Annotated in this window: 6 protein-coding genes; 3 read left to right on the forward strand and 3 right to left on the reverse strand. The window is 70.9% G+C overall.

Annotated elements, in window-relative coordinates:
- Positions 1-193: 193 nt before the first annotated feature.
- Positions 194-904 carry a pirin family protein gene (locus QZW52_RS16790; protein WP_294000842.1) on the forward strand — a complete coding sequence of 237 codons (711 nt, stop codon included), beginning with the start codon at positions 194-196 and terminating at the stop codon, positions 902-904.
- Between the two features lie 38 nt (positions 905-942).
- Positions 943-1,662 carry a DUF599 domain-containing protein gene (locus QZW52_RS16795; RefSeq protein ID WP_294000844.1) on the forward strand — a complete coding sequence of 240 codons (720 nt, stop codon included), beginning with the start codon at positions 943-945 and terminating at the stop codon, positions 1,660-1,662.
- Here QZW52_RS16795 and QZW52_RS16800 read toward each other — a convergent pair.
- The 3 genes from QZW52_RS16800 to QZW52_RS16810 all read right to left on the reverse strand — a co-directional run bounded on the left by QZW52_RS16800 (position 1,646) and on the right by QZW52_RS16810 (position 7,227).
- A complete protein-coding gene (locus QZW52_RS16800) occupies positions 1,646-2,392 on the reverse strand; it encodes a sulfurtransferase (protein ID WP_294000846.1) in 747 nt (248 codons plus the stop codon). The genes QZW52_RS16795 and QZW52_RS16800 overlap by 17 nt on opposite strands.
- Positions 2,389-4,047 carry an OmpA family protein gene (locus tag QZW52_RS16805; protein ID WP_294000847.1) on the reverse strand — a complete coding sequence of 553 codons (1,659 nt, stop codon included), beginning with the start codon at positions 4,045-4,047 and terminating at the stop codon, positions 2,389-2,391. The genes QZW52_RS16800 and QZW52_RS16805 overlap by 4 nt, the downstream gene beginning before the upstream one ends.
- 708 nt (positions 4,048-4,755) lie before the next feature.
- Positions 4,756-7,227: a tubulin-like doman-containing protein gene (locus QZW52_RS16810; protein ID WP_294000849.1), complete on the reverse strand. Its 2,472-nt coding sequence runs from the start codon at positions 7,225-7,227 to the stop codon at positions 4,756-4,758.
- Positions 7,228-7,437: 210 nt separating this feature from the next.
- Here QZW52_RS16810 and dnaE point away from each other — a divergent pair.
- Positions 7,438-9,965, forward strand: a 2,528-nt coding sequence (gene dnaE, locus QZW52_RS16815) for a DNA polymerase III subunit alpha (RefSeq protein ID WP_294000851.1), incomplete at its 3' end; no start/stop codon positions are given.

The raw sequence follows: 9,965 nt of genomic DNA on the forward strand, positions 1-9,965 counted from the left end.
GCGGGCGATGGTGTCCATCATCTCCAGGGCTTCGGGGGTCAGGGCGTGGCGGCGGTCGGTCATCGGCGGGTGGGGCGCCGGGGTGGGCGCGCGCTGGGGTTCAAGGCTTTTGAATGATGCCATCACACCCGCACCGCCCCGACCCCTGCCCCATCGCGCATCATGGACACTCCGACGAAAGGCCCGCCCCACCATGATCACCCTGCGCCCCTCCCTCGCCCGCGGCCATGCCCAGCACGGCTGGCTGGACAGCTTCCACAGCTTCTCCTTCGCCGATTATTTCGACCCGGCGCACATGGGCTGGGGCAACCTGCGGGTCATCAACGACGACCGCATCGCCGCCCACACCGGCTTCGGGATGCACGGCCACCGCGACATGGAGATCGTCACCTACTTGCTGGCCGGCGAGCTGGAGCACCAGGACAGCATGGGCAACGGCGCAACCATCCGCACCGGCGAAGTCCAGCGGATGAGCGCCGGCACGGGCGTGCGCCACAGCGAGTTCAACCACAGCGGCGCGCAGACACACCTGCTGCAGATCTGGCTGCTGCCCGCCGCGCGCGACCTGACGCCCAGCTACGACCAGCAGGTCATCACCGAAGCCGACAAGCGCGGGCGCCTGCACCTGGTGGCGGCGCCGGCTGGCAGCCCGGATGCGGCACGGGCGACGCTGCAGATCAACGCCAACGCGCGCCTGTGGGCCGGCGTGTTCCATGGCGAAGAATCGGCGACGCTGGCGCTCGACCCGGCCCGCAAGGCGTATGTCCACCTCGCCCGCGGCCGGCTGACGGTCAACGGCCGGGCACTGGAAGCCGGCGATGCGCTGCTGCTGGCGCAGGAGTCCGCGCTGACGGTCGGCCAGGGCGACGCGGCGGAAGTGCTGGTGTTCGACCTCGACGCCTGAGCGGATCGCGCCAGCCGGGCCGCGCTACAGTGGCGCGCATGGACTTTCTCTTGCGCGTGATCCGGGTGCTGCCGCTGGCCGACTGGCTGGCGTTGCTGGCGTTTTTCAGTGGCTGGATCGGCTATGTCCACTTCGCCAAGGCGCGCGCGCAGCGGCGGCCCTCGGTGCTGGCCTCCACCAACCGCATCCGCCTGGACTGGATGCGCGAGGCCACCTACCGCGACAACCGCATCGTGGACGCCGCCGTGTCGCAGAGCATGGCCTCCAGCCCGAGCTTCTTCGCCTCGACGACGATCTTCATCATCGGCGGCCTGATCGCGGCAATCGGTGCGGGCGAGAAGACGGCCGAGATGGTGCATGACCTGCCGTTCGCCACGCCGACCTCGCCGCTGGTGCTCGACCTGAAGCTGCTGGTGCTGACGGGGATCTTTGTCCACGCCTTCTTCCGCTTCACCTGGTCGATGCGGCAGTACAGCTTCGGCGCACTGCTGATCGGCGCCACCCCGTCCGCGAAGGATTTCGATGCGGCGTCCGATCCGACGCTGCGCCTGCGCCACGCCGACCGGGCCGGGCGCGTGCTGGGGCTGGCGGCCGAGACCTTCAACGACGGGCTGCGGGCGGTGTACCTGAGCTTCGCGGCGGTGCTGTGGTTCCTGTCGCCGCTCGCCTTCGTGGTGGGCACGGCCGTGGTGATCGCGGTGCTGTACCGGCGCGAGTTCCACTCCGAGGTGGTGGCGCTGCTCAACGAACCGGTGTGAGCTGCGCGCCGAGCGCCTCGCGTTCGTCGAAGACAAAGCAGCCGCCTTGCCAGCCGGGGGCGCCGTCGGTCTCCTCGAAATAGTTCAGGATGCCGCCGTCGAGCTGGTAGACGTGCTCCAGCCCGATGTCCTGCAGGTAGATCGCCGCCTTCTCGCAGCGGATGCCGCCGGTGCAGAAGCTGACGATGGTCTTGCCCTCCAGGTCGTCGCGGTGGGCCTGCACGGCGTCGGGGAACTCGCTGAACTTGGTGATGCGCCAGTCGATCGCGCCGGCGAAGGTGCCGTGGTCGATCTCGAAGGCGTTGCGCGTGTCGAGCGTGACGACCGGGCGGCCTGCGTCGTCGTGTCCCTGCGCCAGCCAGCGCGCCAGCACCTGCGGGGCGACGCTCGGGGCGCGGCCAGCCTGCGGGCGGATGCCGGGGTGGTTCATGCGGATGATCTCGCGCTTGACCTTGACCTTCAGGCGCTGGAACGGGGTCGCAGCGCTCCAGCTTTCCTTGGGGGTCAGGTCGGCGAATTCGGCGAAGCCCTGCAGGTAGGCCACAAACGCGCGCACCCCGTCGGCGGGACCGGCCAGGAAGAGGTTGAGTCCTTCCTCGGCCAGCAGGATGGTGCCCTTGAGGTGGTTCGCCGCGGCGTTGCCCTGCAACTGGGCGCGCAAGGCGTCAGGGTCGGCCAGCGTGACGAACCGGTAGGTGGAGATGTTGAGGATGGGCAGAGAGGTGTTCACGGACCCGATTGTAGGAACCTCGGCGCGCCCACCATCGCCACCTGCCCCGTGCCGGAAACGCACTTGAACGGCGCCGGCTGGTGCATCGGCGCATCCGACACCCAGACCTCGACCCGGCGCTCGCGGGCGGTTTCGTCCAGCCCCGTCACCGACGGCGGCACCACCCGACCCACCCCGCGCACCGCCCGGACCTTCACGCCCTGCGCCGCGAGGGCCTCGGCGACGCTGGCGGCGCGCTTGTCCGACAGCGCGCGGTTGGCGCAATACCCCCCGGCATCGTGGGCCACGCCCAGCACCGCCACCGACACCGGCCGGGCAGCCGCCTGTTCCTTGATCTGGCGGGCCAGCCGATCGACATCGACATGGGCCACCGCATCGAGTTCGGCAGAGTCGGCCGCAAAGCCGATGCGACCGGTCAGCAACTGTGCGCCGCGGGTCAGCGCGGTGTAGTCCTTGGGCCATTTCACCGCCGCGCCGACGGCGACCGGCTCGGCATTCGCCGGATCGATCAGCACGGGCGCGGCGCTGGCCAGACCGCCGCTGCGCAGCCTGGTCTGCGCGGCCGGGCCGGCCAGGAACTGCGCATACCGCAGCGCCACCGGCGACGACGCGGCGGGCATCTGCACCACCAGCCGGTGCGTGAGCGGATAGCGTTCGGTCGCCACCGCCTCGGGCGTGGGCTTCCAGACCGAGCCAGCCGCATCGACCACCGCCAGCACCTTCGCCCCCCCGACCGCCGACAGCGGCACCACGCCCAGCGCGTGCTCGTCCGCCATGACCGCCTGCACGAGGGCGGCGTCGGTCTCGTGGCGCTGCAGGTCGGCGCTGGCACGGGATCCTCCGAGCACCTGGTGGCCGATCAGCGTCGCGCTGTCCGACGCCTCGTTGCGCACGTTCACCCGCACCGGCCCGCCCGCCCGGCCCGCGCCGGAGAGCAGCTCGCGCAGTTGCGACAGGCTGATGCGCTCCATCGGATTGCCGGGATGCACGACCACGGCCAGCGCGTCCAGACCGACCAGCACCTGGTTGTCCTTCAGCTCCGTGCCCGAGGTGGCGGAGACACGGCGCAGGCTCGCATCGCCCGCGGCAGTCGATCCACCGTCGAACGCCAGCCGGATGTCCTGGCGCAGCCCGCCGGGCCGCCGGGCCGACACCAGCACCGCGCCGTGCGGGTCCGGCAGGCTGCGGTGGACCTCGACGTGGCCCTCCTGGGTGAGGAAGGCTTCCATCAGTTCGGTGCCGAGCACGGGGCCGAGGGCGTCCATGCCGTGCAGCACGAACACGTTCGGGGTGCCGACGCCCGGTGGCTCGCTTTCGAGCGCCGAGGCAGCCTGTGCCACCGCCAGCACGGCCGGGGACACGGGGGACACGGGAGAGGTGGGCGCCACCCGATTTGCCTGCGGCAGCCCGGCGTCGGGCGTGGCCTGGGACGACCACCAGCTCCAGCCCCCCCCCACGGCCAACGCCACCACCAGCGACGAAGCGACCCAGCGCGCCGCGCCGGCGCCCGGCCCCGCCGCCGGGCCATCGCCCAAGGGCAGCAGCGCCGCGCCGCAGGTCGGGCAGCGCGTGTCAGGCTCCGGGCACGGCAGCACGGCCTTGGCGGCCGCCTGGCTGCAGGCGGCGGGAAGATTGGTACAGACGCCTCGACTCATTGCACGGTTTCCTGTCTGGCCAGTTTCATGGCGGCACGCGCCGCTTCGTTCCATTCGCGGCTGATGGCGTCGCGTTGTTCGGGCGGGGCCTCGCTGCGCAGCCGCTCGATGCGCTGGCGCATCGCGTCGCGCAGGGTGGCCTGTGCCGCGGGGTCGCGCATGTCACGCCCTTGCAAGGTCGTGGTCACCTCGTCGTGCAGGTCGTGCAGCACCCGCTCGCGCGCTTGCTCCACCGCGTCCAGCGGACCCTGGCCCAGGCAGACCCGGTCCAGCTCGAAGCCGTCCTCGTCCAGCCGCACGTGCAGCAGCACCGGCGCCCCGCTGACGGGATCGCTGTCCTCGCGCAGCAGCCCGAAGGCTTCGGCCAGCAGCACCACCGTGCGGGCACGGGCCTTCTGCGCCTGCACATCGGCGGCGAGCAACTCGGGCAGCGCCACCTGGTCATCGAGCTGCAGCCACAGCGCAGCCCGCCCTGCCTGCAGCCGGTGGGCTTCGTGGCGCAGGTGCAGTTCCTGCACCCGCGGCAGCGCCTGCAGCGGCAAGCCCCGCACCACGCGCAGCAGCACCAGCTCGCCCACGCCTTCCGGCAGCTCCTGCACCTGGGTCTGCGTCTGCAGGCGGCCGAGGCGGTGGATCAGCTCGGACACGCTGGGTAGCGTCAGCGACACGCGCTGCGCCGTCCGCGCGACCAGGATCTGCGCGCCGCCATCACCGTCCGTGTCTGCGTCCGCACCAATGGGCGATGCGTCGGCATCCTCGGGAATCGCCTGGGCCTGGGCCTGGGCCTGGGCCTGGGCCTGGGCCTGGGCCTGGGCCTGGGCCTGGGTCTGGGTCTGTGCCTGCGGCTGTGGTGGTGCGGGCACGCGCAGCAGATCGCCCTGCACCACCGTCCCCGTCCCCGCCACCGCCGGCAGCCACGCCAGCCCGACACTGGCCCGTGTCAGCAGCGTGGACCTGGGTCTGTGCCTGCGGCTGTGGTGGTGCGGGCACGCGCAGCAGATCGCCCTGCACCACCGTCCCCGTCCCCGCCACCGCCGGCAGCCACGCCAGCCCGACACTGGCCCGTGTCAGCAGCGTGGACAGGTCGCGCGCCGCAGCGTCCGACTCCCCGTGCAGGCGCATCACCCAGGCGTCCCACGCGGCCGACACGACCGGCTGCAGCGCCACAGGCGGCAGCCGCCTGGCACAGGCGCCGAGCAGCGCATCGCAGGTGTCCTGCTCGCCGATGCGCTGCGCGAAGATGCGGAAACTGGCGTACTCGCCGAGCTGGGTGAACATCCCCGCCCGCAGCACGCGCAGGTGCTCGCGCTGCACCGACTCGCGCGTGACGAGCTGGGTGCGCCAGTGCGCCAGCAGCTCGCGGGTGTCGAGCCGGCCATCGGCGTCGGCAGCGTTGAGCGGTGGCAAGGTGGCGGTGGCGGCCACGTCGGTTTCCTCGGCCAGCGTGGCCAGGGCCATCTCGCCAGCGTCCACCATGCCCTGCAGCGTGGTGAGCTGCGACTGCACCTCGGCCAGCAGGCGCAGGCTCAGCGTGATCGCACTGGAACGGGTGCGGGCCAGGGCGTAGTCGCGCAGCAGCGCGGTGGCTTCGGACAGGTCGCGCTCGCGGGCACCACGCAGCAACCCCAGCGCCTGCAGCGGGCTGCTCGCCGCCTGTTCCAGCGTGTCGAGCTGGCGGCTGGTCACGGTGGCCTGGGTCTCCAGACCGCGCTGCTCCTGGCGCAGCGGCTCGATGCGGTCGGCCAGATCCGCCAGCACGGCCGCCAGCAGTTGCCCGCAGTCGTGGAGCGCGCGCCGGCCCTGGCGCCAGTCGTCCCACAGCGCGGTCTCGACCCGCTGGCGCACGACCACCGCCCGGCGGCGCAGCATGTGGTCCGGCTGGTCGAACACCGCCTCGATGCCTTGGCCGCGAAAACGCTCGATCAGGCCCTGGTCGAACAGGCGGCGCAGCTCGTTGATGCGGCGCGATGGCGCCACCAACCCGATCAGACCCACGAAGTGGGTCTCCAGCATCCTCCACTCCTGCTCGATCGACAGGGTGGGCAGCGTGTCGCCGTCGATTTCCGGCAGCGGCACGGCGAGCTGGAAATGCGCGTCGCTCAATCCCCAGGCGTTCAGCAGCTCGCCCAGTGCCTCCGCGCCCACCACCCGCGGGTGCGCGACAAAGCCGAGTCCTGCGCGCCAGTGGTTGTAGCGCAGTTGCGCCAGCAGCCGCAGCATCAGCTCGTGGCCGAGGTGGGCGCGCACGGCGTGGCGATCGGCACTGCGCTCGGCCAGACCGAAGGCGGCGAACTCGCCAGGCCGCGTGGCCGGGGCGGCCAGCGGCGCACGGATGGGCGCGGAAAGTGCGTCCGTCACCTCGCCGACACGGTGGTACAGCCAGTCGGCCAGCCGGCGCTCGCGGGCGGCAGCGTCGAACGGTTGCAGCCCGCGCTCGTCGGTCATCGCACCCAGGAAACACAGCGAGAACCAGCCCGACTGCGCCGCCACCTGCAACTCGCGCAGCGCGGCATACGCCTGGACCTCGGCCAGCGGCGCCGGGTGCGCGCCGGCGCTGTCGTGGTCGGGCAGCTCGACGTGGACCTGCACGACGCAGCGCGCCGCGGGTGGATGCCGCTGCAGCAGGGCCAGCATGTCCAGCAGCAGCGCGGCCCCGGTCGTGCCACCGAGGTGGGCCACGATGTGGAGGGTGAGGGCCGTGTCGGTGGCGCGGGCCTGCAGTGCCTGCACGGCCGCATCGACGGCACAGCGCACCTGCGCCTGGTGCAGCGCCAGCAGCAAGCGGCCCAGGCGGCGCGTCGGCCACCCCGGCAGGCGCTCGGCCACGCGCGACAGCGGTGCATCGACGGCGCCGAGCTGCTGCAGGCGGGCGGCCCAGCCCTGGCCATCGGGCGCGACGGTGGAGCGCAAGTCGGTGCGTGCCTGCAGCAGGCTGGTCAGCGCGTCGTTGTCCGCGGTGAGCAGCACCCGCTGTGCGGCGGGCGGCAGAGTCTGCACCCCCAGCACGCGCCAGCCGGGCGCCTGGTCGGCCAGTGCGCGGGCGTCGGTGTCCAGCAGGACCGCCTCGACAGCAGGGCGGCGGCTGGCCGGCTGGTTCAGCGGGCGAGCCTGCAGACGCTGTTGCAGCGCCTGCCAGACCCGGATACCGGTGCCTCCTAGCCCGAGAATCAGATGGTTCATGTAGTGGTCGTGGATGTGGTGAGGTGTGCGCCAATGGCCGGGCAAAGGCGCCGTCATTTTGCGATATTCTCAAATCAGGCCGCAGCCGTTTAAGCGGCACTTTCCGGCAATTCGGGCACATCCCGGTCCCCTGTGGCACCAGCGAACGCACCCGGCGCGCCGTCCGCCGTGCAGCCGCACAGCACCCAGGCGGCTGCCTACAATCTCCGGATGAACTTTGTCCACCTGCGCACCCACACCGAGTACTCCGTCGTCGATGGCACCCTGCGGATCGATGACGCGGTCAAGGCCGCAGCCAAGGACGGCCAGCCCGCCCTGGCCATCACCGACCTGTCGAACCTGTTCGGTGCCATCAAGCTCTACAACGCCGCCCGCAAGAAGGGCGTGCAGCCGCTGATCGGCGCCGATGTCTGGCTCGAACCCGACGGCCCCGCCACCGCCGGCGATGCGCGGCCCCCGTCGCGCCTGCTGCTGCTGGTGCAGAACCGACAGGGCTACCTGAACCTGTGCGAGCTGCTGTCGCGGGCCTGGATCACCAATGTGCAGCGCAACAACCAGGCGTGGGTGAAGTGGGCGTGGCTGGAGGAGCTGGGCGAGGGGCTGATCGTGCTGTCCGGCGGGGTCATGGGCTGCGTGGGGCAGGCGCTGGCGATGGGGGATCTGCCCAAGGCGCGCGGTCTGGCGAAGCGGCTGGCGGCGATGTTCCCGACGAGGTTCTACCTGGAGGTGCAGCGCGCGCAGTTGCCCGGCCACGATGCCAACGTGCGCGCCACCGTCCCCCTGGCGGCCAAGCTCAAGCTGCCGGTGGTCGCCACGCACCCGGTGCAGTTCCTGGAGGCCGACGATTTCGATGCGCACGAAGCGCGGGTCTGCGTGGCCGAAGGCGACACGATCGGCAACGCGAAGCGGGTCAAGCGGTTCAGCCGCGACCAGCATTTCAAGACGCAGCAGGAGATGGCCGCGCTGTTCGCCGACCTTCCCGGTGCGCTGGAGAACACGGTCGAGATCGCGCGCCGGTGCAGCCTCACGCTGGTGCTGGGCAAGCCGCAACTGCCCGATTTCCCGACACCCGAACTCGCCGACGGCAGCCACATGCCGATGGCCGACTACTTCCGCGAGTTGTCGTTCGAGGGCCTGGAGCAGCGTCTCGCCATGCTCTACCCGAAGGCCGAGCGGCGCGACAAGGAGCGCCCGCGCTACGTCGAGCGGCTCGAATTCGAGATCGGCACGATCTTGAAGATGGGCTTCCCCGGCTACTTCCTGATCGTGTCGGACTTCATCCGCTGGGCCAAGGCGAATGGCTGCCCGGTCGGGCCGGGGCGGGGTTCGGGCGCCGGTTCGCTGGTGGCCTATGCGCTGTCGATCACCGACCTCGACCCGCTGCAATACAACCTGCTGTTCGAGCGCTTCCTGAACCCCGAGCGCGTGTCGATGCCCGACTTCGACATCGACTTCTGCCAGGGCAACCGCGACCGCGTCATCGACTACGTGAAGGACCGCTACGGCCGCGCCGCCGTGAGCCAGATCGCCACCTTCGGCACGATGGCCGCGAAAGCCGCGCTGCGCGACATCGGGCGGGTGCTCGGCATGGGCTACGGCCATGTGGACTCGATCGCCAAGCTGATCCCCGCCCCACCGGGCAAGTCGGTGACGCTGGCCCGCGTGCCGGCCGAGCCGGACAGCGGCGTCATCTACGCCCGCAAGGAGGCGCCCGAGCTGGAGGAGCGCGAGAAGAACGAGGAGGAGGTGGCCGAGCTGCTGAGCCTAGCGATGCGCGTGGAAGGCATGGTGCGCAACATCGGCATGCACGCGGGCGGCGTGTTGATCGCCCCCGGCAAGATCACCGACTTCTGTCCGCAGTACCAGCAGCCCGGCAGCGACTCCGCGGTCAGCCAGTACGACAAGGACGACGTGGAGGCGATCGGGCTGGTGAAGTTCGACTTCCTGGGGCTGGCGACGCTGACGATCCTCGAACTCGCCAAGGACTTCATCATTGCGCGCCACGAGCACCGCAAGGACTTCGCCTTCGAGACGATCCCGCTCGACGATCCGGCGGTCTACCGGCTGTTTTCGGACGGGTTGACCGAGGCGGTGTTCCAGTTCGAATCGGGCGGGATGCAGCGGATGTTGCGCGACGCCAAGCCGAGCCGCCTCGAAGACCTGATCGCGCTGAACGCCCTCTACCGCCCCGGCCCGATGGACCTGATCCCGAGCTTCGTGGCGCGCAAGCACGGCCGCGAGGTGGTCGAGTACCCGCACCCGCTGGTGGAACAGGTGCTCGCCGAGACCTACGGGATCATGGTCTACCAGGAACAGGTGATGCAGACCGCCCAGGTGCTCGGCGGCTACAGCCTGGGCGGCGCGGACATGCTGCGCCGCGCGATGGGCAAGAAGAAGGCCGACGAGATGGCCACCCACCGCGCCATCTTCCGCAAGGGCGCCGCTGCGAAGGACATCAGCGAGGCCAAGGCCGACGAGGTCTTCGACCTGATGGAGAAGTTCGCGGGCTACGGCTTCAACAAGTCGCACGCCGCCGCCTACTCGCTGCTGGCGTACCACACGGCCTGGATCAAGGTCCACCACGGCGCCGAGTTCTTCGCCGCCAACATGACGATCGAGCTGGACGATACCGACAAGCTCAAGGTCTTGCGCGACGATGCGGCCAAGTTCGGCATCACCTTCGACGCGCCGGACGTGAACGTCGGCGTCTACCGCTTCGAGCCGGCGCCGGGCAAGGC

It is taken from the genome of Sphaerotilus sp. (assembly GCF_013299175.1).
GTDB lineage: Bacteria > Pseudomonadota > Gammaproteobacteria > Burkholderiales > Burkholderiaceae_C > Sphaerotilus.